Below are 23023 nucleotides of genomic sequence, written 5' to 3' on the forward strand. Positions count from 1 at the left end.
ATAGCGATTCGCTACCGGGCCTTTCTTTAAGGAACGATACCCTATGTATATCGGGATAGATCTTGGTACATCAGGCGTAAAGGCCATTCTGCTGAACGAGCAGGGCGATGTGGTGGCCTCGCACACGGAGAAACTGACCGTCTCCCGGCCTCATCCGTTATGGTCGGAGCAGGATCCTGAACAGTGGTGGCTGGCAACGGATCGCGCAGTAAATACACTGGGTCAGCAGCATTCACTCCGCGAGGTGAAAGCGTTGGGGATCGCCGGGCAGATGCACGGCGCGACGCTACTGGATGAACAACAGAAGGTATTGCGTCCGGCAATCCTGTGGAATGACGGTCGCTGCGCTGAAGAATGCGTGATGCTGGAAAATCAGGTGCCGCAATCTCGTGTGATTACCGGCAATCTGATGATGCCTGGCTTTACTGCCCCTAAATTGCTGTGGGTTCAGCGCCATGAACCGGACATTTTCAGCCAGGTTGATAAAGTCCTGCTACCGAAAGATTACCTGCGTCTGCGTATGACCGGCGAGTTTGCCAGCGATATGTCGGATGCCGCAGGTACGATGTGGCTGGATGTCGCGAAACGTGACTGGAGTGACGTCATGTTGGCGGCGTGCCAGCTGACTCGCGCGCATATGCCGGCCTTGTACGAGGGTAGTGCGATTACCGGAACGCTGTTGCCTGGTGTCGCGCAATCCTGGGGTATGTCAGAGGTTGCGGTTGTTGCGGGTGGTGGCGATAACGCGGCGGGTGCGGTTGGCGTAGGCATGATGAATGCAGGCCAGGCAATGCTGTCATTGGGTACATCCGGCGTCTACTTTGCAGTAAGCGACGGCTTTCTCAGTAAACCAGAAAGTGCGGTACACAGCTTCTGCCACGCGCTGCCTGACCGGTGGCATCTGATGTCAGTGATGCTGAGCGCCGCATCCTGCCTCGACTGGGCGGCAAAATTAACCGGGCTGGCAAGCGTACCTGCGCTGATTGATGCCGCACAGCAGGAAAATGAGCAGGCTGAACCGGTCTGGTTCTTACCCTATCTGTCAGGTGAACGTACGCCGCACAATAACCCGCAGGCGAAAGGCGTCTTTTTTGGCCTGACGCATCAGCATGGTCCGGCAGAGCTGGCGCGAGCGGTACTTGAAGGTGTGGGATTTGCCTTAGCTGACGGTATGGATGTGGTACATGCCTGTGGCGTTACACCGGCCAGCATTACGCTCATCGGTGGTGGGGCGCGTAGCGAATACTGGCGGCAGATGTTGTCCGATATCAGCGGATTGCAGCTGGATTACCGTACCGGCGGAGATGTCGGTCCTGCCCTGGGCGCAGCACGGCTGGCGCAAATTGCGATGAATCCACAACAACCACTCTCTGACTTACTGCCTCAACTGGTGCTGGAGCAGGCGCATTACCCTGATGCAGAGCAACATGCTCGGTATCAACAACGTCGGGAAACCTTCCGTCGTATCTATCAGCAATTGCTGCCCTTAATGTCCTGATCGTGTTCCCCTCTGATGCGCAGAGGGGATTTTCCTCATATATGTTTTCATTGAATCAATAATTTATGTGCATGAATGTAATCTGAAATCTCAGTGAGATAGCGTTTTTCTGTATTGTCTTGAGTGGGTTATTCATATTGTATCCGTGGTAGAGGATAAGGAGATCCCAATGAAGACGACAAGGCTATTGCCATGGCTATTGTTTCTTTCCGGCGCACTCATTTACGTTATTGGCTTATGGCGGGCGTGCCCGTTATTGAGTGGCAAAGGCTATTTTTTCGGCGTGCTGATGACGGGAATGTTTGTGACGTACGCTTATCAGCGTGCTGTAAATCTCAATCAGAACGACGAACGTTTCGCTTCTGTGTGTCAGATGGTGGCGCTGATAACCGTCGGATTACTGCTGGTGGGGGTGTGGAATGCCAGCCTGTTACCCCTCGAAATGGGGTTATACCCGGCGGCATTCTTTGTGAGTTTACTGGGGCAAGTGTTACTGCAGCGTTCGTCTGAAAACGAGCTGTCTGGAGAATCCTAACTCACCAGCCTGCGCGTATCGATACGCTGCAACAATATCGACAACAGCAAACTACCCGCCAGCGTGGCGCTAAAAATCCATAGCATATCCAGCGGTGGCCAGTTTTTGAGTTCAATACCGCGGGTACGTAGCGCATGAATGATCAGCGCGTGGAAACCGTAAATACCTAACGAGTGACGGGAAATAAGCCCCAGTATGGGCAGTGTGCGTGTACTGAGCGTGTTTTTGACCAGCGTCAGGAGCGATGCAGCAAAGATAAATACCGCCGGGCCACAATAGAGATACCAGGTATCGGCAAAATTGCCTCGCCACCGGAGCTCATGCAGCGTCCCGCGTGAAATAACAAACACGGCGACGAGACACAACGCTGCGCAGAGCCAGGAGAGTGAGCGCTTTTGCGTATCCATCATGCCAATCGCCCGGCCCAGCACGCCGTACAGAATGTAGTAGAACGTATCGCCACTGATGTACAGGTTGATGGGTAGCCACTCAAAGCCGCCAATTTTTTGCGGTACGGTGTTGGGATTGGCAATAACGCCAATCACGACCATCACTGCCAGCAGCATTTTTCCGCTGATATTTTTCACCTGAATCAGTGGGGATACCAGGTAGATAACGGCAATAGCGAAGAAAAACCACAGGTGGTAGAACACCGGTTTTTGCAGCAGGTTTTTCAACGATAGCTCAGCGTTGATCGAGGTGAACAGCAGGATGTAGGCCAGTGCCACGGTGCTGTAAAACAGAATACACAATGCGATGCGGATGAAATGTCGCGGTCTGGCGCTGCGCTCGCCGAAAAAGAGATAACCCGAGATCATAAAAAACAGCGGGACGCTAACGCGAGAAGCTGAATTTAGCACATTGGCAAGATCCCAATTTACCGGGCTGACGCTTTGCGCATTGGTGATGTACCAGGTCGTGGTGTGAATCATCACAACCATTAAACAGGCTATCCCGCGTAAGTTATCAATCCAGAAAATTTTGGGCTGCATCAGTTCCTCTGTTTTCATTAAAAAAGTCTGACCGGTATTTGCGAACATCGCTCACTGGATTAATCCGAGTTATTACGCTAAAGCTTGTGATGGCCTGGGGAGATTCTCACAATAGGATCTGTTTCCAGACACTAATAATAAGACTGACCAGCAAACCAGGCGGTAATAAAATGATGATGAAGTATTTCTTTCCAGCCATCCTCACGCTGCTGCTGGTGGGGTGCGCCGATCCACAATCGTCAGCACCCGTGCAGAAAGCGCAAAAGGGCAAAATTACTGCCACGCGTTCGCTGGATATGGAGTCGTTGTGCAAAAGTGAAGCATCGGAGCGTTATAATACGGGTGCCCAGAAAATTGCGATCACTGGTCTTGAGCAATTCCAGGGTAGCTACGAGATGCGCGGTTCTACCTTCCGTAAAGAGAGTTTTGTCTGCTCATTTGACGCAGACGGGCAGTTTTTGCACCTTTCCATGCGCTAAGTTCCCCCTTTTTCCCGTTTCGTACTGTATATCTTGCAGCCAGCGGGTATACTGATCGCTTCCTTTAAATCCACACGTATCCAGCACGAAATAATATGCAAAAGTTTGATACCAGGACCTTCCAGGGCTTGATCCTGACCTTACAGGATTACTGGGCTCGCCAGGGCTGCACCATCGTTCAACCATTGGACATGGAAGTCGGCGCGGGAACATCTCACCCAATGACCTGCCTGCGTGCACTGGGGCCGGAACCGATGGCGACTGCTTATGTGCAGCCTTCTCGTCGTCCGACCGACGGGCGCTATGGCGAAAACCCGAACCGCTTACAGCACTACTATCAGTTCCAGGTAGTGATTAAGCCGTCACCGGACAATATTCAGGAACTGTACCTGGGTTCTCTGAAAGAGCTGGGTATGGACCCGACCATTCACGATATCCGTTTCGTGGAAGATAACTGGGAAAACCCGACGTTGGGTGCCTGGGGTCTCGGTTGGGAAGTGTGGCTGAACGGCATGGAAGTCACGCAGTTTACCTACTTCCAGCAGGTTGGTGGCCTGGAATGTAAGCCAGTTACCGGGGAAATCACCTACGGTCTGGAACGTCTGGCCATGTACATTCAGGGCGTAGACAGCGTTTACGACCTGGTCTGGAGCGACGGTCCGCTGGGCAAAACAACCTACGGCGACGTGTTCCATCAGAACGAAGTGGAGCAATCCACTTACAACTTCGAATACGCCGATGTGGACTTCCTGTTCACCTGCTTCGAGCAGTACGAGAAAGAAGCACAGCAGCTGCTGGCGCTGGAAAACCCGCTGCCGCTGCCTGCGTATGAACGTATTCTGAAAGCCGCCCATAGCTTCAACCTGCTGGATGCGCGTAAAGCCATCTCCGTCACCGAGCGCCAGCGCTATATCCTGCGCATTCGCACCCTGACCAAAGCAGTGGCAGAAGCTTACTACGCTTCCCGTGAAGCCCTTGGCTTCCCGATGTGCAACAAAGACAAATAAGAGGCGGCCATGTCTGAGAAAACTTTTCTGGTGGAAATCGGCACTGAAGAGCTGCCACCAAAAGCACTGCGCAGCCTGGCTGAGTCCTTTGCTGCGAACTTCACCGCGGAGCTGGATAACGCTGGCCTCGCGCACGGCAATGTTGAGTGGTTTGCTGCTCCGCGTCGTCTGGCGCTGAAAGTCGCTGCCCTGGCGGAATCTCAACCCGATCGTGAAGTTGAGAAGCGCGGACCGGCCATTGCCCAGGCGTTTGATGCTGAAGGTAAACCGAGTAAAGCGGCAGAAGGTTGGGCGCGTGGTTGTGGTATCACCGTTGATCAGGCTGAACGTCTGACGACTGATAAAGGTGAGTGGCTGCTGTACCGTGCGCACGTGAAAGGCGAAAGCGCAGAAACGCTGCTGCCGAACATGATTGCGACTTCGCTGGCGAAGCTGCCGATCCCGAAACTGATGCGCTGGGGCGCGTCTGACGTCCACTTCGTGCGTCCGGTTCACACTGTGACTCTGCTGCTGGGCGACAAAGTGATCCCGGCAACGATTCTGGGTATTCAGTCCGATCGCGTGATCCGTGGACATCGCTTTATGGGCGAGCCTGAATTCACTATTGATACTGCCGATCAGTACCCAGAAATCCTGCGCCAGCGTGGCAAAGTGATCGCGGATTACGCTGAGCGTAAAGCGAAAATCAAAGCCGATGCTGAAGAGGCGGCGCGTAAGATTGGCGGTAATGCTGACCTGAGTGAAAGCCTGCTGGAAGAAGTCACCTCGCTGGTGGAATGGCCGGTAGTGTTGACTGCGAAGTTCGAAGAGAAATTCCTCGCGGTGCCGTCTGAAGCGCTGGTACACACCATGAAAGGTGACCAGAAGTACTTCCCGGTTTATGCGAACGACGGCAAACTGCTGCCGAACTTTATCTTCGTTGCCAACATCGAATCGAAAGATCCGAGCCAGATTATCTCCGGTAACGAGAAGGTGGTTCGTCCGCGTCTGGCGGATGCCGAGTTCTTCTTCAATACTGACCGTAAAAAACGTCTGGAAGACCATCTGCCGCGTCTGCAAACCGTGCTGTTCCAACAACAGCTGGGTACGCTGCGTGACAAGACTGACCGTATCCAGGCGCTGGCGGGCTGGATTGCCGAACAGATTGGCGCTGACGTTAACCACGCAACGCGTGCTGGCCTGCTGTCCAAGTGCGACCTGATGACCAACATGGTCTTCGAGTTCACCGACACCCAGGGCGTAATGGGCATGCACTACGCGCGTCACGATGGTGAAGCGGAAGATGTGGCTGTGGCGCTGAACGAGCAGTATCAGCCGCGTTTTGCTGGTGATGACCTGCCGTCTAACCCGGTTGCCTGTGCAGTGGCGATTGCCGATAAGATGGATACTCTGGCGGGTATCTTCGGTATCGGTCAGCATCCGAAAGGCGATAAAGACCCGTTTGCGCTGCGTCGTGCTGCGCTGGGTGTGCTGCGTATTATCGTTGAGAAGAACCTGAATCTGGACCTGCAAACGCTGACCGAAGAAGCGGTTCGTCTGTATGGTGACAAGCTGACCAACGCGAATGTGGTGGATGACGTTATCGACTTTATGCTCGGCCGCTTCCGCGCCTGGTATCAGGACGAAGGTTACACCGTCGACACCATTCAGGCCGTACTGGCGCGTCGTCCGACTCGTCCGGCTGATTTTGACGCACGTATGAAGGCGGTTTCGCACTTCCGTACGCTGGAAGCCGCGTCCGCGCTGGCTGCTGCGAACAAACGTGTATCGAACATCCTGGCGAAGTCTGAAGAGACGCTGAATGACCGCGTGAATGCGGCGACGCTGAAAGAGCCGGAAGAAATTGCGCTGGCAATGCAGGTTGTGGTGTTGCGCGATAAGCTGGAGCCTGTCTTCGCTGCCGGTCATTACCAGGAAGCGCTGGTTGAGCTATCGGCGCTACGTGAACCGGTCGATGCGTTCTTCGAGAAAGTGATGGTTAACGTAGAAGATAAAGATCTGCGTATTAACCGTCTGTCTATGCTCGAAAAACTGCGTGAGCTGTTCCTGCGCGTGGCGGATATTTCACTGCTGCAGTAACGGTTCTGAGTTGACTTAGAAAATGCCGGATAAGTATTGCGCTATCCGGCATTTTTTTATGCGTTTAGCGCAACTGCAACTCAGTCAGGCAGGTCTGGCTGTCATTCATGGTCTTAATTGTATGCGCTGCACTTTTTCCGTTGTAACTCACTTCAATCGTGCCTTCCATATTGCGCGGTAACCAAACCCCGATGAAGCCATTTCGACCACTTTTCATCTCTTTTTGTACCACCACATCCCCTTTGCTATCCGTCACTTTGACGTTGAATTTTTTCCCAGGCATTTCTCCCTGACAACCGGAAAGGCTGTGGTTGAAACAAGGGTGCGTTTGCCACTCATAAGGGGCAAATGACAGATAGAACTTATCGCCGAGCGGCATTGTATACACCTGGTCGCCCGAAGAGAGCTTCAGCGCGGTGCTGGTGATGGACGCTGAGTACGGCAGCGGGCGACTCTGCGGTGATTGGTCAATGGTCTCGACGATTTGCTCGACGGATTTCCCGTTGAGTCCGTGTTCAGCCAGGAAGTTGGCTTCCGGCGTTGCCGCGAAGGCGGTACCGGTTGTGAGCAAACCTAAAAATAACAGCAGTGAGGATTTCGACATAGCTTCAATTCCTTGTGAAAGTTGTGGAATATAAACTCGCTCACTATAAAGCTTGCCCTTAGGGAAAGGTCAAAGGTGCGGTGGGTAAAGTAATGCAAAGACGCGTTTCGGTGGGATGTATTGCGAAATACAGATAAAAAAAATCCCCGCCGTTTGGCAGGGATTCAGAATCTTGAGCTTTTTAAGCTTACAGGCTGGTTACGTTGCCAGCTGCCGGGCCTTTAGCGCCGCTTTCGATGGTGAAGGAAACTTTCTGACCTTCGTCCAGGGATTTGTAGCCATCGTTCTGGATAGCAGAGAAGTGTACGAACACGTCTTTAGAGCCATCGTCAGGAGTGATGAAGCCGAAGCCTTTGTCAGCGTTGAACCATTTTACGATACCAGTCATTTTACCGGACATAGTGTATTACCTTTTAAAAAATAAGTGTGCCTTTCGGCGATATGGCGTGCTTTACAGATTTTTTAACAGTAAAGGAAATGCTCACTACGAAGGGTATCAACGATAACTCTTGAAGGGACTTGCCTTACTAAACTGCTGTAATGGTCTGTACGTCAAACCGTTGAGCGCATTAACTCATTTTACGCCGGTGGATGCAACTACTATTTTCTTTTTTGTGGATATTGGCAGTGGAGGAACGGCCCTTCTGTAGGACCGCTCTTAGGAAAAATTTGAAAATAACTTAATCCATCAACTGCTTACTTAATCGTGGGTCTGCTTGAATCAGGCGCATCAACTTCAATTCGGTACTGGATGGCTTCACGCGTTTAGACTCCCATTCATGAACCATCGCGACCGTCACGCCCATCACCCGGGCGAAATCATCTGTTTTTAAACCTGTCCCTCGTCGTAGTTGTTCAAATTCAGCGAAAGGGTTGGTTTTTTGCGTCTGAGTAACCGTCTGAGATACATCTTTAAAAACAATCTGCTCCAGACTGCTTAGCAGTTCAAACATAGGATCTTTGTATTCCATTGAGAACTCCTATAAATCACACAGCGGGATCGTGAATTTCATCGAAGCTCATTAAGCGTAGTCGGAAAAAATGAAGGCGAATTTAAGGTATACGTTGTGGATTCGTTTCAGCGAATCGCGGGTAACAACCTTTAGTTGGCTAACGAACTGATAAAGGTCGGGATCTCCGATCGAACCCTTCCAATTGTAAAGATGACTAAAATAGAGTGCCGTTATGTGAATGGAGCATTGTTGAGCAAAACACCGGGCGGCGGAAACCGTTATTTTCCCCGACAAGATTACGCGGAAAGGGTATCTTGCGGGGCTGACCTGGACTATCCTTGTCAACGTCAGGCACGCGGGTGTCGTTGTGCGCATTTTTGGGTGAAAGGAGTATTAAAATGGCGACAGGTAAGTCCTGCTCTCGCTGGTTTGCGCCTGTTTTGGCGCTCTTAATGGTAGTTGGCCTGAGTGGGTGTTTTGATAAAGAAGGCGATCAACGCAAAGCGTTTATCGATTTTCTGCAGAATACTGCAATGCGTAGCGGAGAGCGTTTACCGACGCTGACTGCCGATCAGAAAAAACAGTTTGGCCCGTTTGTGTCGGATTACGCGATTCTTTATGGCTATTCACAGCAGGTTAATCAGGCAATGGACTCCGGTCTGCGCCCGGTTGTTGATAGCGTAAACGCAATCCGTGTTCCTCAGGATTATATGACTCAGCGTGAACCGCTGCGTCAGGCAAATGGCGCGCTGGGCGTGTTAGGACAACAGTTGCAGAATGCGAAGCTACAGGCAGATGCTGCCCATGGCGCGCTGAAGCAGGGTGATGACCTGAAACCTGTCTTTGATCAGGTTTACAGCAAAGTCGTGACCGCACCGGCAGAGGCGTTACAGCCGCTGATCCCAGCCGCGCAAGTTTTCACGCAGCAGTTGGTGCAGGTAGGCGATTTTATCGCGCAGCAGGATACACAGGTGAGCTTTGTTGCGAACGGCATCCAGTTCCCAACCTCACAACAGGCCAGTCAGTACAATACGCTGATTGGCCCGCTGGCGGCGCAGCATCAGGCATTTAATCAGGCATGGACTGCTGCGGTGAATGCCGCGCAGTAATCGTCGTACGGTAAGACACATTAAAGGCCGGGTGAGCATCAATGCTACCCGGCCTTTTGTGTTATTTGGCCACTTGCGGATTCACGCAGTTCTTCTCAACTTTCCCCTGCAGCGCGTCAATTAAGTTATCCACAGCACAAGCCGCCATGTTATAGCGCGTTTCATGCGTAGCTGAACCAATATGCGGTACCGCCACCACATTTGGCAGCGACAGCAGCGGTGAGTCTGACGGCAACGGCTCTTGTTCAAACACATCCAGGCCCGCGGCATGAATCTCCCCGCTTTGCAGTGCGGCGATCAGTGCGTTTTCATCCACCACCGGGCCACGCCCGGCGTTAATGAAAATGGCAGAAGACTTCATTTTGGCAAACTGTTCGGTACTGAACAGATGGTGGGTTTCATCCGTTAACGGCAGAATCAGGCAAACAAAATCCGATTCCTGCAGCAGCGTATCCAGGTCGCAGTAGCGCGCGTTGAAACGTTCTTCCGCTTCCTGATGGTGACGACGCGCGTTGTAGAGAATCGGCATGCTAAAGCCGAAATGCGCACGTTGCGCCAGCGCCAGCCCAATGCGTCCCATGCCGACAATGCCCAGCGTCTTGTGGTGAACATCGGTACCAAACCAGTCGGCCCCGATGCTTTTTGTCCATTCGCCTGCCTTCACGCGTTCTGCGACTTCCACCACGCGTCGCGCGGTACTTAACACCAGCGCCATTACCGTGTCCGCCACGGTTTCTGTCAGCACCGTTGGCGTGTGCATCAGCAGCACCTTACGTGCGTTTAAGGCCTCAACATCGAAATTGTCATAGCCTACGGAGATGGTGGAGGTCGCACGCAGTTTGGGCATTTTCTCCAGCAGGGCGGTATTGACGGCTTCACTGGAGCCCAGCAGGCCTTCCGCGCTGGCAAAGGCTGCGGCGTGCTGTGCTACGGTTTCCGCACGCAGGTTAGGCACCTGAGTGACAGTAAAATGCTCTTCCAGGCGATGCAGTAAATCGTCAGGTAACGCTTTATAGAGAATAATGGACGGCTTCATGCGAATCTCCGTAAGTTAAAATTTAAGCGTGGCGTGCGCCAATAGGTAGCTGTTGATTATTAGCAGGCTTAACAATAAGAGTTAGCCACACTGAGACAAAAAGCGCTACCCCCATAAAAATGTATGAGGCGGACGGGCTGCCGGTGGTGCCATTGAGGTAGCCGACAAACCAGGAACCAAAGAATGAGCCTAATGCGCCCATGCTGTTGATCAACGCCATGGCTCCCCCAGCGACGTTGCGCGGCAACATCTCAGGAATGATGGCGAAGAAGGGACCATACGGGGCGTACATGGCTGCACCGGCTATCACCAGCAGTGTGTAAGAAATCCAGAAGTGGTCTGCGCCAACGGCCCAGGAGCCAATAAAAGCGAAAGCGGCAATTAGCAGCAGTGGCCAGACAAACAGCTTACGGTTTTGCAGTTTATCGGAAGCCCATGAAACCAGGATCATCGCCGCCGTTGCGGCCAGATACGGAACGGACGAAAGCCAACCGACCTCTACCATACCCAGGTTGGCACCGCCGCTGCGGATAATTGACGGCAACCACAGAACAAAACCGTAGACGCCAATACTCCAGGCAAAGTACTGCATACACAGCAGAATAACGTTACGTGAGCGGAACGCTTCGCCGTAGTTACGCACGGCTTTGATACCCTGCTGTTCTTTTTCTAACTGGGCCTGCAGCGCGGCTTTTTCGGATTCTGACAACCAGCCCACCTGCGACGGTTTATCTTTTACCAGTACCCACCAGCAGAACGCCCAGATGATGGCCGGAAAACCTTCAATGATGAACATTTCACGCCAGCCCAGCGCCTGAATCAGGTATCCGGACACGACGGACATCCACAGGACGGTGACTGGGTTACCGAGGATCAGGAAGGTATTGGCACGCGAACGCTCGGACTTCGTAAACCAGTTACTGATATAAATCAGCATGGCCGGCATGACCGCGGCTTCAACGACGCCAAGAATGAAACGAATGGCGGCGAGCATCGGAATATTGCTGACCATCCCGGTCAGTGACGCGCAGGCGCCCCACAGAATCAGGCAGATAAAAATCAGTTTACGTACGCTGCGGCGTTCGGCGTAAATTGCGCCTGGGATCTGGAAGAAGAAATAGCCGAGAAAAAACAGCGCGCCCAGCAGGGAAGAGATCCCTTTGGTAATGCCGAGGTCCTCGTTGATACCGGCGGCGGAAGCGAAGCTAAAGTTCGCGCGGTCAAGGTACGCCAGGCTATACGTGATAAACACGATTGGCATGATGTACCACCAGCGTTTTGCTGCATTAGTTGAGCTATTCATAGACTGCCCTCTGGTTATGCTGATACGCCGCCTCTGTATGTAGGGTACAGAGTTGGCCGGGAGTTTATTCCCCTAATTGTTCACGTGTGGGTAATCCTTCGCTGTCGCCCTGGACCTGAATGGCCAGAGCGCCAATTTTATTGCCCCGGGTCACTGCCTGATGCAGCGTTCGGCCTTCCAGCAGCGCGCTGATAACGCCGACGGCAAAGCCATCACCCGCACCGACGGTATCGACCACATTGTCGACTTTCACCGGAGCGACGCTGCCTTGCTCGCCGCTAGCTGCTTTGTACCAGGCCCCATCAGCCCCGGTTTTCACGATGACGGCCTTCACGCCATGACGCAGATAAAAGTCTGCAATGGCTTCGGGTGTTTGTTGCCCGGTTAAAATCATGCCCTCTTTTAACCCCGGCAGTACCCAGTCAGCCTGGAATGCCAGTCGGTTGAGTTTTTCCACCATCTCGCCTTCGCTTTTCCACAGCACCGGGCGCAAATTCGGGTCGAACGAGATGGTCTTCCCCTGGGCTTTCATGGTGCGGGCGGTGTGCGCCAGTAGTTCATAGGAGCTGGCAGACAGCGCGGCCGCAACGCCGCTCAGGTGCAGGTGGCGTGCGCTGGAGAAATACCCATCGTGATAATCCTCAACGCTGAGATGGCTGGCTGCAGAGCCTTTGCGGAAATATTCCACAATGGGATCGGTTCCATTTTCAACTTTAGATTTAAGCTGAAAGCCGGTAGCATAGCGTCCGTCCAGAGTGACTCCCTGCGCATCAATCCCTTCTTTCTCCAGCGACTTAATAATAAAACGGCCAAAACTGTCGTTACCCACGCGGCTGACCCAGCCTACGTTCAGACCCAGACGAGCAAGGCCGGTCGCCACGTTAAGTTCAGCGCCTGCAACGCGTTTAATAAACTGCTCCACGTCCGCCAAATCACCGGTTTGCGTGGCGACAAACATCGCCATCGCTTCACCAATGGTGACAACGTCCAGTGAATTTTTCATGTGTTACTCCTTGCGTAACAGAGCGACGTAATGACGGGTAACCGCCGTCAAGTCTTGCCCTTCCAGGGGGAATTCAATGCCGCGCGGAACATCTGCGGGCAACGTGTCCAGCAGCGCCAGCCAGCGTGGTTCTGCGCGATCAGGCGGCACGGCACGGTAACTGTCACGATGTGGTGTGGCGGCTTTCACATGGATATATCCAACGCTTGAGGCCAACTGCTGTGCAGCCTCTTCCGGAGAATCACCTACCCACAACCAGTTACCCATATCGAAGGTCAGAGAAATGGGCAGATTGAATGCCTGACAGGCATCGTTAAAGCGCTTCATCGGTTGCAGGCGTCCACAGGATGTTTGATCGTTTTCGACAACCAGCTCCATCCCGCTGTTGTCCAGCCATTCGCGCAACACGTCGAACTGTCCGTCATGGGAAAAATGGCCGAGGGAAACTTTTAACCACAGTGCTTGCAGGGCTTGCGCTTCCTGGAGTAGTTCCGGAAGGCGAGGATTAAGATTTCCGCCTTCGGTGAACAGCGGTTCGGGGGCGGAGTAGCATGCCAGCAGGCCGAAAATTTCAATAGCAGAGGCCATTGTCGGCAGTGTTTTTAGCTCGGCGTCGGTCAGCATCTCGCGGCGGATTTCAACCCCGTCAGCACCGGCTTCGGCAATGATGGGCAGCAGGGCCGTTTGCCCACCTGCGGCGCGTACCTGGTCGTAGCCGTAAGCGGCAGTGACCACCATAATTTTTCTTTTCATGGAAACTCCAAAACTAGCGTTCTTGCTATAACGCTAGATGGAACCGGTTCCAAAGAAAAGCCTGTGATGTTGAATTTATGATCACCATCACGAAGGAAATTTAGCGGGCGGTGGAGCCACGAACGATCAGTTCGCCGGAAAAAAACTGTTCCTGGATTGCGTCTGAGTCGCCATCGATCCGGCGTACTACCTGCTCGACGGCGGTGTAGCCAATCTGCCAGGTGGGCTGTTTTAGCGTGGTGATACCGACGCCAGCCAGCTCGGCCCATTCCAGCTCGTCAAACCCGAGCAGACCGATGTCGCTGCCCCAGTTGAGGCCAATACGCTTTAACGCGCGGGCAACCTGCAACGTCAGGGCGCCATTGGCAGAGATAACGGCTTTGCGCATCCCACGATGCTGCTGGTGAAACTGGCGCAGCGTGTCATCGAGTTGCGTATTGTCCGTTAGCGGGACTTCCGCATTTTGTGCGATGACACCAGGGGATTGTGCGAGCGTGGCGCGAAAGGCGCTCAGGCGCTCGCGGCGAGTATTCACCATCCCCAGCGGCTCGCTAAGGAACAGAATGGCTTCAAAACCTTGTTCAAGCAGGTGTTCGGTAGCGACGGTCGCTGCCTGGGTGTTATCCAGCCCGACCATATCGCAGGCGAAATCCGGGATCTTACGGTCAATCAGTACCATTGGCAGCGCAGACTGTTGCAGACGGTTCAGTCCTTCTTCACGCATCCCGACGGCGTTCACCACGATCCCTTCGACCTGGTAGCTGCGTAGCAGGTCGAGATAATGCAGCTCCTGATCCACTTCGTTGTTGGTGTTACAGACCAGCGGGGTAAAACCTTTGTCACGGCAGGCGGCTTCAATACCGCTTAACACGTTGACGGAGTAGGTATTGGTTATATCGGCGATAATCAGGCCAATCAGACGGGTACGCCCATGCTTCAGGCCTCTGGCCATCAGGCTGGGACGGTAGTCGAGTTCGGCAATGGCTTTTTCAATGCGGGCTAACAGCGCGTCGGATAGCAGATGCTTTTCACCGTTGAGGTAGCGTGAAATGCTGGTCTTGCCGGTTTTTGCGGCCTTTGCCACATCGCTGATGGTTGCCCGTGTTGATTTGCTCATCGCTGATTTCCCTGGATTTAGTGAGAATACCTTAGCGGGAAAATCTGACGAAGCAAGTAATTTGCCCGGTGGCGCTGTGCTTACCGGGCCTACATGTCGAACGTAGGCCGGGTAGGACGAAGCCGCCACCCGGCTCAACGATTACTGCACAGGGCTCAAGGTAATCTCTACGCGACGGTTCTGCGCTTTACCTTCAGCCGTGCTGTTGCTGGCGATGGGGTTCGCCGGGCCCATACCCTGAGTGCGAATACGGTTCGCTGCCACGCCCTGGGTAATCAATGCACTGGCGACGGAGTCGGCACGCTGCTGTGACAGACGCATGTTCAAATCCTGGCTGCCTGTGCTGTCGGTGAAGCCCAACACGTTGACGGCGGTTTTATTGTACTCTTTCAGTACCATTGCCACACCGGTCAGCGTGTTTGCGCCCGCCGGTTTCAGGTTGGCGCTGCTGCTGTCGAAGGTGACATTGTTTGGCATGTTCAGAATGATGTTATCGCCACTACGCGTCACGCTGACGCCTGTTCCCTGCATTTTCTCGCGCAGTTTTGCTTCCTGCACATCCATGTAATAACCGATACCGCCACCCACAGCCGCACCGGCCGCTGCACCAATCAGCGCGCCTTTGCCGCGATCTTTCTTCGAAGACGAGAGGGCGCCAATACCTGCACCCACCAGGGAACCGATACCCGCGCCGATGCCGGATTTTCCTGCTTCTCGCTCGCCGGTGTAAGGGTTTGTTGTGCAGCCAGATACCGCCAGGGCGCCGCTCACGATGGCAGCAATAACAAATACACGTTTCTTCATCTTAATTCCTTAATGACTTTTTTCTTCTTTACCACAGCGACCGTGGCGGTTGATTATGACGTCTGAACATGAAGAAAATTCCAGGGAAGACTCTGAAATTTGTAAGTAACATTGAACGGCATAACCATAAGCCGTCACATCGCATTCAGGAGCGCCATCTTGGCTAATTCACCTGCACATTACCCGGTGTTAACTGCCGCACACTGGGGGCCCATTGTTGTCGAAACCGATGGCGAGACTGTTTTTTCATCCCGGGGGGCATTACCCACCTCTCATCCCAACTCGCTGCAAACCGTGGTTCGCGATCAGGTACACAGTAAAACGCGGGTACGTTTTCCCATGGTGCGTAAAGGATTCCTTGCCTCGCCGGATAATCCGCAAGGCGTGCGCGGGCAGGATGAGTTTGTTCGTGTAAGCTGGGACGATGCGCTGAATCTTATCGATGCGCAGCATAAGCGCATCCGTGGCAGTTACGGCACAGCCTCGATTTTTGCCGGCTCGTACGGCTGGCGGTCGAACGGTGTATTACACAAAGCGGCGACCTTGCTACAGCGCTATATGGCGCTGGCGGGGGGATATACCGGGCACCTGGGGGATTATTCTACGGGGGCGGCGCAGGCCATCATGCCGTATGTGGTAGGTGGCAACGAAGTTTACCAGCAGCAGACCAGCTGGCCGATGGTGCTGGAGCATAGCGATGTGGTGGTGCTGTGGAGCGCTAACCCGCTGAATACGCTGAAAATTGCCTGGAATGCTTCTGACGAACAGGGTATTGCTTACTTTGAAGCGCTGCGCGATAGCGGTAAGCGACTGATCTGCATCGATCCAATGCGATCGGAAAGCGTGGCGTTCTTTGGCGACAAAATGGAATGGATCGCCCCGCATATGGGGACCGACGTAGCGTTGATGCTGGGTATCGCGCATACGCTGGTGGAAAACGACTGGCATGACGAGGATTTTCTCGCCCGTTGTACAACCGGATATGATTCGTTCGCCGACTACCTGCTGGGTAAATCCGATGGGATAGCGAAAACGGCAGAATGGGCGGCTGAGATTTGTGGTGTTCCGGCGGCGAAGATACGCGAACTTGCGGAGATATTTCACCAAAACACCACCATGCTGATGGCGGGATGGGGCATGCAACGCCAGCAGTATGGCGAGCAGAAACACTGGATGATCGTCACGCTGGCCGCCATGCTCGGTCAAATTGGCACGCCCGGCGGCGGATTTGGACTGTCGTATCATTTTGCCAACGGTGGGAACCCGACGCGTCGTGCAGCGGTACTGGCTTCGATGCAAGGGAGCCTCAAAGGCGGCACCGACGCGGTGGATAAAATCCCGGTGGCGCGTATCGTTGAGGCGCTGGAAAACCCCGGCGGTTTCTATCAGCACAACGGTATGGATCGGCATTTCCCGGACATCCGCATGCTCTGGTGGGCCGGTGGCGCAAACTTCACGCACCACCAGGATACCAATCGTCTGATCCGCGCCTGGCAAAAGCCGGAGCTGGTGGTTATTTCGGAGTGTTTCTGGACCGCTGCGGCGAAGCATGCCGATATCGTGTTACCCGCGACAACCTCTTTTGAACGTAACGATTTGACCATGACCGGAGACTACAGCAACCAGCATCTGGTGCCGATGAAGCAGGTCGTGCCGCCACAGGCTGAAGCGCGCAACGATTTTGATGTTTTTGCCGAGCTTAGCGAGCGCTGGGAACAGGGCGGTTATACCCGATTCACCGAGGGGAAAAGTGAACTGGCGTGGCTGGAAACTTTTTACGACATTGCTGCGCAGCGTGGCGCCAGCCAGCAGGTTACACTGCCGCCCTTCGCTGAGTTCTGGCGAAAGAATGCACTGATCGAAATGCCGGAAAACGCCACAAATATGCAGTTCATCCGTTTTGCTGATTTTCGCCGCGATCCACAGGCGCATCCGCTGAAAACGGACAGTGGAAAAATTGAAATCTATTCTGCAAAAATTGCAGGTTACGGCTATGCGGATTGTGCAGGACACCCGATGTGGCTGGAGCCCGATGAGTGGTTCGGCAATGCCGAACCCGACCAACTGCAGGTGCTCTCCGCCCATCCGGCTCACCGTTTGCACAGCCAGCTCAACTACAGTGCGTTACGCGAACAGTATGCGGTGGCGGATCGGGAGCCGGTGACGATTCACCCGCAGGATGCGCAAGCGCGGGGGATCGCAGATGGTGATACGGTCAGGGTGTGGAACCACCGCGGGCATATCCTGGCGGGTGCTGTTGTGACGACAGGGATCAAACCCGGCGTCATCTGTATTCATGAAGGCGCCTGGCCTGATTTGGATCTCGCAGCGAACGGTATTTGTAAAAATGGCGCCGTCAACGTGCTGACCAAAGATCTCCCCAGCTCGAAGCTGGGGAATGGTTGCGCGGGTAACACCGCGCTGGCGTGGCTTGAAAAATACAGTGGACCCATGTTGACGCTTACGGCGTTTGATCCGCCTGCCAGCCCATAATCCACGTGGGATGGTGAGTCTCTTCCTGCCACGCGCTGTCTTCAATGCGAAAGCCCAGTGCGTGGTAGAAGTTTACCGCTGATTGATTCTTCTGGTAGACCTCCAGGCTGAGCCACGAAAAGCGCTGCTGCACATGTTGCACCAGCGCTTTGCCGATGCCGCTTCTGATAGCGGCGGGCTCTACAAACAGCGCGCCTAAAAAGCGCTCTTCCATCACGCTGGCAAAACCTTTGAGCACACCGTTTTCTTCCCACACCCAGGTTTGCGCAGCGGGCAGGTAGACATCACGTACGATAGGCTCACTCTCGCGCCAGTAGCGTTCTTCGATAAAAGGATGGGCAAAAATGGTGCTTTCCATCCACAGTGCCAGAATGGGTGCCAGATCGTCAGCGTTGGATTCACGAATCATGTTGTTCTCCTGGGTAGCACATGCAGCCGATGACATGGTCGTTGACCAGACCGCATGCCTGCATAAAGGAGTAACAGATGGTGGTGCCAACAAACTTAAATCCCCGTTTTTTTAACGCTTTCGAAAGCGCGTCAGAAGCGGGCGTTGAAGTGGGGATATCGCTCAGACTGGCGGCACGGGTTAACTGCGGTTGGTTATCGACGAATGACCAGACGAACTCGCTAAACGGCTCACCGTTTTGCTCCATTGCCAAAAAGGCGCGGGCGTTGCCGATAATGGCCTGAATCTTTCCCCGATGACGAATAATACCGGCATCCAGTACCAGCCTTTCTACATCCTCTTCGGTCATCGCCGCAACGGTTGCAGGATCGAAGTGGTGGAATGCCTGGCGATAGTTTTCCCGTTTCTTCAGCACCGTTATCCACGACAGCCCAGCCTGCTGGCCCTCAAGGCAGATCATTTCGAACAGCTTTTTACCATCGGTTTCCGGGACGCCCCATTCCTTGTCATGATAGGCAATGTATAGTGGATCCTGACTGACCCAGCCGCAACGTTGCATACTCTTCCTCGCTGTTTTTACTGGCGTAAAAATTTCATTCGGCCCGCCTTGACGCGCCCGCTAAAAAGACAATATTTAATACAGGGCCTCATGTGCCCGATATCCTTTAAACAATGACAATAATATCGCCGAATTCGGCTCTTTTCTGGAGTCGCGTTGATGATTATAAGAAACAGTAGTGGTCGTCAGAGGTTAATCCTGGCGAACGTCATCGTCTGTGCGCTGTTTGCCAATACGGCATATGGCTGGCAACAAGAATATATCGTTGATGCGCTGTCCGGTCATACGTCGGAACGCTATACATGGGACAGCGATCACCAACCACGTTATAACGACATCCTGGAAGAGCGCATTCGCTCCACCCAGAACGTGGCGGGGCCGGTGGTGAATCTGGCGGACCAAACGGCTCTGGATGCGACCAGCGGTATGAGTGTGGGCTGGAATTTTCCCCTTTCCCGTAAGGTGACGACGGGGCCCGTCGCAGCCCTGCATTATGATGGTTCAACCACCTCTACCTACAACGAATTTGGCGACAGTGTGACTTCGCTAACACTGACCGATCCGATGTGGCATGCCAGCGTGAGTACCCTGGGTTGGCGGGTCGACTCGCAGTTTGGTGATGTGCGGCCATGGGCGCAAATCAGTTATAACCAGCAATTTGGCGAGAATATCTGGAAGGCGCAATCGGGTCTCAATCGTATGGCGGCGACGAGTCAGGATGGTAACTGGGTCGATGTCACTGTCGGTGCAGATATGCTGCTGAATCAGCATATGGCTGCCTATGCGGCACTTTCTCAGGCAGAAAACAGTACGAATAACAGCGACTACCTGTACACCATGGGAGTGAGCGCCAAATTTTAACAAAAAAAGTCTGGATAAAACACATCCGTAACATATTGGGATCAGGGATCACACGCATTCCAGCGATAGCGTGCACTAACTCCGGCAATAAAATTCAGTAACCCGACTTTTTGTCTCGTCATTCATTCCGCAATCCAGGCATTTCATTCCGTCCTGATGGCATTTCATGCCGTTTTCTCCTGGTCATAAAAGCACTTCGGTATGGTTGTCGGCAGAGAATTTCCCATTTTGTTTATGCAGGAAGACTGCCATGAAAACTTCTGATTATCAGCGTACCCGGTGGCTGACACTGATCGGCACCATCATTACCCAATTTGCATTAGGTTCTGTTTATACCTGGAGCCTGTTCAATGGCGCACTCTCTTCAAAGCTCGATGCACCGGTTAGTCAGGTTGCATTTTCCTTTGGCCTGTTAAGCCTGGGTCTGGCGATCTCTTCTTCCGTCGCTGGGAAGCTTCAGGAACGTTTCGGCGTGAAACGCGTCACCATGGCATCCGGTATCTTACTGGGTGTAGGCTTCTTCTTAACCGCGCATTCTGACAGCCTGATTATGCTGTGGCTGAGTGCCGGTGTACTGGTTGGCCTGGCTGACGGTGCAGGGTACCTGTTAACCCTGTCCAACTGCGTGAAATGGTTCCCTGAGCGTAAAGGGCTGATTTCCGCCTTTGCGATCGGTTCTTACGGCCTGGGTAGCCTTGGTTTTAAATTTATCGACAGCCAACTGCTGAGCTCCGTGGGTCTGGAAAAGACCTTTATGATTTGGGGCGCGATTGTACTGGTGATGATTGTCTTTGGCTCCACGCTGATGAAAGATGCGCCAAACCAGGACGTTAAAGCCGTAAATGGTGTGGTAGAGAATGACTACACGCTGGCGCAATCCATGCGTAAACCACAGTACTGGATGCTGGCAGTGATGTTCCTGACTGCGTGCATGAGCGGGCTTTACGTGATTGGTGTCGCGAAAGATATCGCCCAAAGCCTGGCAAAAATGGATGTGGCAACAGCGGCGAATGCGGTAACCGTTATTTCTATCGCGAACCTGTCAGGTCGTCTGGTTCTGGGGATTCTGTCCGACAAAATTTCCCGTATTCGCGTTATCACCATTGGTCAGGTTGTTTCGCTGGTGGGTATGGCGGCGCTGCTTTTTGCTCCGCTGAATGAAGTGACATTCTTCGCAGCCATTGCCTGTGTCGCCTTCAACTTCGGTGGCACCATTACGGTCTTCCCGTCACTGGTGAGTGAGTTCTTCGGCCTGAACAACCTGGCGAAAAACTATGGGGTTATCTACCTGGGCTTCGGGATTGGCAGCATCTGCGGGTCAATTATCGCCTCGCTGTTCGGCGGTTTCTATGTGACCTTCTGCGTTATCTTTGCGCTGTTAATCATCTCGCTGGCGCTGTCCACGACCATTCGCCAGCCGCAGCGTAGCGTATTTACTGAGGCACACGCCTGATTTTACACTTCGTCTGATTTATACACGGCGCATATATTTACAAAAATATATGCGCCGTTTGCATTCATCATAAGCACTTTTCACTCCTCCTGTGGTCTACTTAGCCGCGCCCGTAGACATTTCATCTCTGCTGTTGTCGCATTTTCCCCTGTTTGGTCGATTGACCTCTTCACAGGGTGTTTTTATCCCGATTCCCAGGGTTTTTTTGCATGAGATACATTAAATCGATGACGCAGCAAAAGCTTAGTTTCTTGCTTGCGATCTATATCGGTCTGTTTATGAACTGCGCAGTTTTTTATCGCCGCTTCGGCAGCTATGTGCAGGAATTTACCGCGTTGAAAGGAATCTCTGCGGTTGTTGAATTGGCCGGCACCGTGCTGGTTACCTTCTTTTTACTTCGTCTTCTGTCTCTGTTTGGTCGGCGGGCCTGGCGCGTACTGGCTACCTTTGTGGTGCTGTGTTCCGCTGGTGCCAGCTATTACATGACCTTCCTGAATGTGGTAATTGGCTACGGCATTATTGCCTCGGTCATGACAACTGATATTGATTTATCAAAGGAAGTTGTGGGCTGGCATTTTATCGTGTGGCTGGTGTCGGTCAGCATTTTTCCGCTGCTGCTTATCTGGAGTAACCGCTGCCGCTATACCCTGCTAAAACAAATACGTACGCCAGGAATGAGATGGCGTAGCGCGGCCGTTGTTCTGTTGGCTGGCTTGATGGTGTGGGCGCCGATTCGTTTACTTGGAATGCAGCAGAAATCAGTTGAACGGGAAACGGGTATTGATTTGCCCAGCTACGGTGGCGTAGTGGCAAATTCATATTTGCCTTCAAACTGGCTGTCCGCGCTAGGTCTGTATGCCTGGGCGCAGGTTGATGAGTCTTCCGATAACAAGTCGCTGATGAATCCGGCGAAGAAATTTACCTACGTTGCCCCCAAGAATATTGATGATACCTACGTCGTGTTTATTATCGGCGAAACAACCCGCTGGGATCATATGGGTATTTTTGGCTACGAGAGAAATACCACGCCAAAGCTGGCTCAGGAAAAAAACCTGGCCGCTTTCCGCGGATATTCGTGTGATACGGCAACCAAACTTTCGCTACGCTGTATGTTTGTTCGTGAAGGCGGAGCAGAGGAAAACCCGCAGCGTACGCTGAAAGAACAAAACGTCTTTTCCGTACTCAGCCAGCTAGGTTTTAATACCGATCTCTACGCGATGCAAAGTGAGATGTGGTTTTACAGCAACACGATGGCGGAGAACATCGCATATCGTGAGCAGATTGGCGCTGAGCCGCGTAACCGTGGCAAAACGGTTGACGATATGCTGCTGATCTCTGAGATGCAGCAATCAATCAAACCGGACGATAATGGTAAGCACCTGATTATCCTGCATACCAAAGGCTCGCACTTTAACTACACGCAGCGCTATACCCGTGAGTACGCCCAGTGGAAGCCGGAGTGTGTCAATGTTGATAGCGGTTGTTCGAAAGCGCAGATGATTAACTCATTTGATAACTCGGTAACCTATGTTGACCACTTTATCACCAAGGTGTTTGACCAGCTGCGCGATAAGAAAGCGATTGTGTTCTATGCTGCCGATCACGGTGAGTCGATCAACGAGCGTGAGCACCTGCACGGTACGCCACGTAAAATGGCACCGCCAGAGCAGTTCCGCGTTCCGATGATGGTGTGGATGTCTGACAAGTATCTGGAAGACCCAGACCATGCGAAGGCGTTTGCACACCTTAAGCAGGAGGCTGATATGAAGGTTCCGCGTCGCCATGTTGAACTGTACGACACCATTCTCGGTTGCCTTGGATATACCTCGCCAAACGGCGGTATAAATGAGAATAACAACTGGTGTCATGTCCCGGACGACAAGAAGGTTGTAGCCCAGTAATGGGCTGCTGACTTTCTCGCCGATCGAATGGCATTTTGATACTAAGGGATTGACGGGCGTGCAGCTGAGCAGTAA

General features: G+C 53.1%; 22 protein-coding genes. 10 read left to right on the plus strand and 12 right to left on the minus strand.

Annotation, left to right across the window (positions count from 1 at the left end):
* Window positions 1-43: 43 nt before the first annotated feature.
* Both xylB and yiaB read left to right on the plus strand, forming a co-directional pair.
* Entirely contained in the window at window positions 44-1498 is a 1455-nt protein-coding gene (gene xylB, locus RYZ59_RS05025) for a xylulokinase (RefSeq protein ID WP_318045540.1), read from the plus strand.
* A gap of 169 nt (window positions 1499-1667) precedes the next feature.
* Window positions 1668-2033: an inner membrane protein YiaB gene (gene yiaB / locus RYZ59_RS05030; RefSeq protein ID WP_137382057.1), complete on the plus strand. Its 366-nt coding sequence runs from the start codon at window positions 1668-1670 to the stop codon at window positions 2031-2033.
* On the opposite strand, the gene RYZ59_RS05035 is transcribed toward yiaB, so the two are convergent.
* Window positions 2030-3025 carry an acyltransferase gene (locus tag RYZ59_RS05035; protein ID WP_318045537.1) on the minus strand — a complete coding sequence of 332 codons (996 nt, stop codon included), beginning with the start codon at window positions 3023-3025 and terminating at the stop codon, window positions 2030-2032. The two genes, yiaB and RYZ59_RS05035, sit on opposite strands and share 4 nt — an antisense overlap.
* A gap of 170 nt (window positions 3026-3195) precedes the next feature.
* Here RYZ59_RS05035 and RYZ59_RS05040 point away from each other — a divergent pair, with 170 nt between their 5' ends.
* The 3 genes from RYZ59_RS05040 (at window position 3196) to glyS (ending at window position 6590) form a co-directional block, all read left to right on the plus strand.
* On the plus strand, window positions 3196-3504 hold the full coding sequence (locus RYZ59_RS05040; RefSeq protein ID WP_318045535.1) for a YsaB family lipoprotein: 309 nt from the start codon (window positions 3196-3198) through the stop codon (window positions 3502-3504).
* A gap of 95 nt (window positions 3505-3599) precedes the next feature.
* Window positions 3600-4511 (plus strand): glycine--tRNA ligase subunit alpha, encoded by a 912-nt coding sequence (gene glyQ, locus RYZ59_RS05045; protein WP_001168551.1) that lies wholly within the window; start codon window positions 3600-3602, stop codon window positions 4509-4511.
* 9 nt (window positions 4512-4520) lie between these two features.
* Window positions 4521-6590 (plus strand): glycine--tRNA ligase subunit beta, encoded by a 2070-nt coding sequence (gene glyS / locus RYZ59_RS05050; protein WP_318045532.1) that lies wholly within the window; start codon window positions 4521-4523, stop codon window positions 6588-6590.
* 64 nt (window positions 6591-6654) lie between these two features.
* On the opposite strand, the gene cueP is transcribed toward glyS, so the two are convergent.
* The 3 genes from cueP to RYZ59_RS05065 form a co-directional block, all read right to left on the minus strand.
* Window positions 6655-7194: a copper-binding periplasmic metallochaperone CueP gene (cueP, locus tag RYZ59_RS05055; RefSeq protein WP_318045530.1), complete on the minus strand. Its 540-nt coding sequence runs from the start codon at window positions 7192-7194 to the stop codon at window positions 6655-6657.
* Window positions 7195-7381: 187 nt separating this feature from the next.
* Window positions 7382-7594: an RNA chaperone/antiterminator CspA gene (gene cspA, locus RYZ59_RS05060; protein ID WP_000014594.1), complete on the minus strand. Its 213-nt coding sequence runs from the start codon at window positions 7592-7594 to the stop codon at window positions 7382-7384.
* Window positions 7595-7874: 280 nt separating this feature from the next.
* Window positions 7875-8165: an HTH-type transcriptional regulator gene (locus tag RYZ59_RS05065; protein WP_048213664.1), complete on the minus strand. Its 291-nt coding sequence runs from the start codon at window positions 8163-8165 to the stop codon at window positions 7875-7877.
* Window positions 8166-8545: 380 nt separating this feature from the next.
* On the opposite strand from RYZ59_RS05065, the gene RYZ59_RS05070 reads away from it, so the two are divergent.
* Complete coding sequence (locus tag RYZ59_RS05070) at window positions 8546-9256, plus strand: DUF3053 domain-containing protein (RefSeq protein WP_048213663.1); 711 nt, start codon at window positions 8546-8548, stop codon at window positions 9254-9256.
* A gap of 61 nt (window positions 9257-9317) precedes the next feature.
* Here RYZ59_RS05070 and ghrB read toward each other — a convergent pair whose 3' ends face one another.
* The 6 genes from ghrB to RYZ59_RS05100 all read right to left on the minus strand — a co-directional run bounded on the left by ghrB (window position 9318) and on the right by RYZ59_RS05100 (window position 15272).
* Window positions 9318-10292 (minus strand): glyoxylate/hydroxypyruvate reductase GhrB, encoded by a 975-nt coding sequence (gene ghrB, locus RYZ59_RS05075; protein WP_202037453.1) that lies wholly within the window; start codon window positions 10290-10292, stop codon window positions 9318-9320.
* A 22-nt stretch (window positions 10293-10314) separates the two neighbouring features.
* Complete coding sequence (locus RYZ59_RS05080) at window positions 10315-11595, minus strand: MFS transporter (RefSeq protein WP_040231622.1); 1281 nt, start codon at window positions 11593-11595, stop codon at window positions 10315-10317.
* Window positions 11596-11659: 64 nt separating this feature from the next.
* Entirely contained in the window at window positions 11660-12598 is a 939-nt protein-coding gene (locus tag RYZ59_RS05085) for a sugar kinase (RefSeq protein WP_202037455.1), read from the minus strand.
* Between the two features lie 3 nt (window positions 12599-12601).
* The gene (locus RYZ59_RS05090; protein WP_318045525.1) at window positions 12602-13351 is read right to left on the minus strand and encodes a sugar phosphate isomerase/epimerase; all 750 of its coding nucleotides are present in this window, start codon (window positions 13349-13351) and stop codon (window positions 12602-12604) included.
* Between the two features lie 100 nt (window positions 13352-13451).
* Window positions 13452-14468: a LacI family DNA-binding transcriptional regulator gene (locus tag RYZ59_RS05095; RefSeq protein WP_318045523.1), complete on the minus strand. Its 1017-nt coding sequence runs from the start codon at window positions 14466-14468 to the stop codon at window positions 13452-13454.
* Window positions 14469-14609: 141 nt separating this feature from the next.
* On the minus strand, window positions 14610-15272 hold the full coding sequence (locus RYZ59_RS05100) for an OmpA family lipoprotein (RefSeq protein WP_101742802.1): 663 nt from the start codon (window positions 15270-15272) through the stop codon (window positions 14610-14612).
* 159 nt (window positions 15273-15431) lie between these two features.
* Between RYZ59_RS05100 and RYZ59_RS05105 the strand changes: the two genes are divergently transcribed.
* Window positions 15432-17765 (plus strand): molybdopterin guanine dinucleotide-containing S/N-oxide reductase, encoded by a 2334-nt coding sequence (locus RYZ59_RS05105; RefSeq protein ID WP_318045519.1) that lies wholly within the window; start codon window positions 15432-15434, stop codon window positions 17763-17765.
* Here the strand turns inward: RYZ59_RS05105 and RYZ59_RS05110 are convergent.
* Together RYZ59_RS05110 and tag are read right to left on the minus strand one after the other, a co-directional pair.
* Window positions 17734-18174 (minus strand): N-acetyltransferase, encoded by a 441-nt coding sequence (locus RYZ59_RS05110; protein ID WP_318045517.1) that lies wholly within the window; start codon window positions 18172-18174, stop codon window positions 17734-17736. The two genes, RYZ59_RS05105 and RYZ59_RS05110, sit on opposite strands and share 32 nt — an antisense overlap.
* Entirely contained in the window at window positions 18164-18733 is a 570-nt protein-coding gene (tag, locus tag RYZ59_RS05115; protein WP_202037460.1) for a DNA-3-methyladenine glycosylase I, read from the minus strand. The genes RYZ59_RS05110 and tag overlap by 11 nt, the downstream gene beginning before the upstream one ends.
* A 159-nt stretch (window positions 18734-18892) precedes the next feature.
* Here tag and RYZ59_RS05120 point away from each other — a divergent pair, with 159 nt between their 5' ends.
* The 3 genes from RYZ59_RS05120 to eptB all read left to right on the plus strand — a co-directional run bounded on the left by RYZ59_RS05120 (window position 18893) and on the right by eptB (window position 22948).
* Window positions 18893-19594 carry an autotransporter outer membrane beta-barrel domain-containing protein gene (locus RYZ59_RS05120; protein ID WP_318045514.1) on the plus strand — a complete coding sequence of 234 codons (702 nt, stop codon included), beginning with the start codon at window positions 18893-18895 and terminating at the stop codon, window positions 19592-19594.
* A gap of 250 nt (window positions 19595-19844) precedes the next feature.
* The gene (locus RYZ59_RS05125; protein WP_137382043.1) at window positions 19845-21047 is read left to right on the plus strand and encodes an MFS transporter; all 1203 of its coding nucleotides are present in this window, start codon (window positions 19845-19847) and stop codon (window positions 21045-21047) included.
* 209 nt (window positions 21048-21256) lie between these two features.
* Window positions 21257-22948, plus strand: a complete 1692-nt coding sequence (eptB, locus tag RYZ59_RS05130; protein WP_318045511.1) for a kdo(2)-lipid A phosphoethanolamine 7''-transferase — start codon at window positions 21257-21259, stop codon at window positions 22946-22948.
* Window positions 22949-23023 lie beyond the last annotated feature (75 nt).

This window comes from Citrobacter sp. HN-141, from assembly GCF_033341895.1.
Taxonomy (GTDB): domain Bacteria; phylum Pseudomonadota; class Gammaproteobacteria; order Enterobacterales; family Enterobacteriaceae; genus Citrobacter.

Coding starts and splice junctions, on each gene's coding strand:
- xylB (WP_318045540.1), top strand. CDS start 44: ATGTATATCGGGATAGATCTTGGTACATCAGGCGTAAAGGCCATTCTG.
- yiaB (WP_137382057.1), top strand. CDS start 1,668: ATGAAGACGACAAGGCTATTGCCATGGCTATTGTTTCTTTCCGGCGCA.
- RYZ59_RS05035 (WP_318045537.1), bottom strand. CDS start 3,025: ATGCAGCCCAAAATTTTCTGGATTGATAACTTACGCGGGATAGCCTGT.
- RYZ59_RS05040 (WP_318045535.1), top strand. CDS start 3,196: ATGATGATGAAGTATTTCTTTCCAGCCATCCTCACGCTGCTGCTGGTG.
- glyQ (WP_001168551.1), top strand. CDS start 3,600: ATGCAAAAGTTTGATACCAGGACCTTCCAGGGCTTGATCCTGACCTTA.
- glyS (WP_318045532.1), top strand. CDS start 4,521: ATGTCTGAGAAAACTTTTCTGGTGGAAATCGGCACTGAAGAGCTGCCA.
- cueP (WP_318045530.1), bottom strand. CDS start 7,194: ATGTCGAAATCCTCACTGCTGTTATTTTTAGGTTTGCTCACAACCGGT.
- cspA (WP_000014594.1), bottom strand. CDS start 7,594: ATGTCCGGTAAAATGACTGGTATCGTAAAATGGTTCAACGCTGACAAA.
- RYZ59_RS05065 (WP_048213664.1), bottom strand. CDS start 8,165: ATGGAATACAAAGATCCTATGTTTGAACTGCTAAGCAGTCTGGAGCAG.
- RYZ59_RS05070 (WP_048213663.1), top strand. CDS start 8,546: ATGGCGACAGGTAAGTCCTGCTCTCGCTGGTTTGCGCCTGTTTTGGCG.
- ghrB (WP_202037453.1), bottom strand. CDS start 10,292: ATGAAGCCGTCCATTATTCTCTATAAAGCGTTACCTGACGATTTACTG.
- RYZ59_RS05080 (WP_040231622.1), bottom strand. CDS start 11,595: ATGAATAGCTCAACTAATGCAGCAAAACGCTGGTGGTACATCATGCCA.
- RYZ59_RS05085 (WP_202037455.1), bottom strand. CDS start 12,598: ATGAAAAATTCACTGGACGTTGTCACCATTGGTGAAGCGATGGCGATG.
- RYZ59_RS05090 (WP_318045525.1), bottom strand. CDS start 13,351: ATGAAAAGAAAAATTATGGTGGTCACTGCCGCTTACGGCTACGACCAG.
- RYZ59_RS05095 (WP_318045523.1), bottom strand. CDS start 14,468: ATGAGCAAATCAACACGGGCAACCATCAGCGATGTGGCAAAGGCCGCA.
- RYZ59_RS05100 (WP_101742802.1), bottom strand. CDS start 15,272: ATGAAGAAACGTGTATTTGTTATTGCTGCCATCGTGAGCGGCGCCCTG.
- RYZ59_RS05110 (WP_318045517.1), bottom strand. CDS start 18,174: ATGATTCGTGAATCCAACGCTGACGATCTGGCACCCATTCTGGCACTG.
- tag (WP_202037460.1), bottom strand. CDS start 18,733: ATGCAACGTTGCGGCTGGGTCAGTCAGGATCCACTATACATTGCCTAT.
- RYZ59_RS05120 (WP_318045514.1), top strand. CDS start 18,893: ATGATTATAAGAAACAGTAGTGGTCGTCAGAGGTTAATCCTGGCGAAC.
- RYZ59_RS05125 (WP_137382043.1), top strand. CDS start 19,845: ATGAAAACTTCTGATTATCAGCGTACCCGGTGGCTGACACTGATCGGC.
- eptB (WP_318045511.1), top strand. CDS start 21,257: ATGAGATACATTAAATCGATGACGCAGCAAAAGCTTAGTTTCTTGCTT.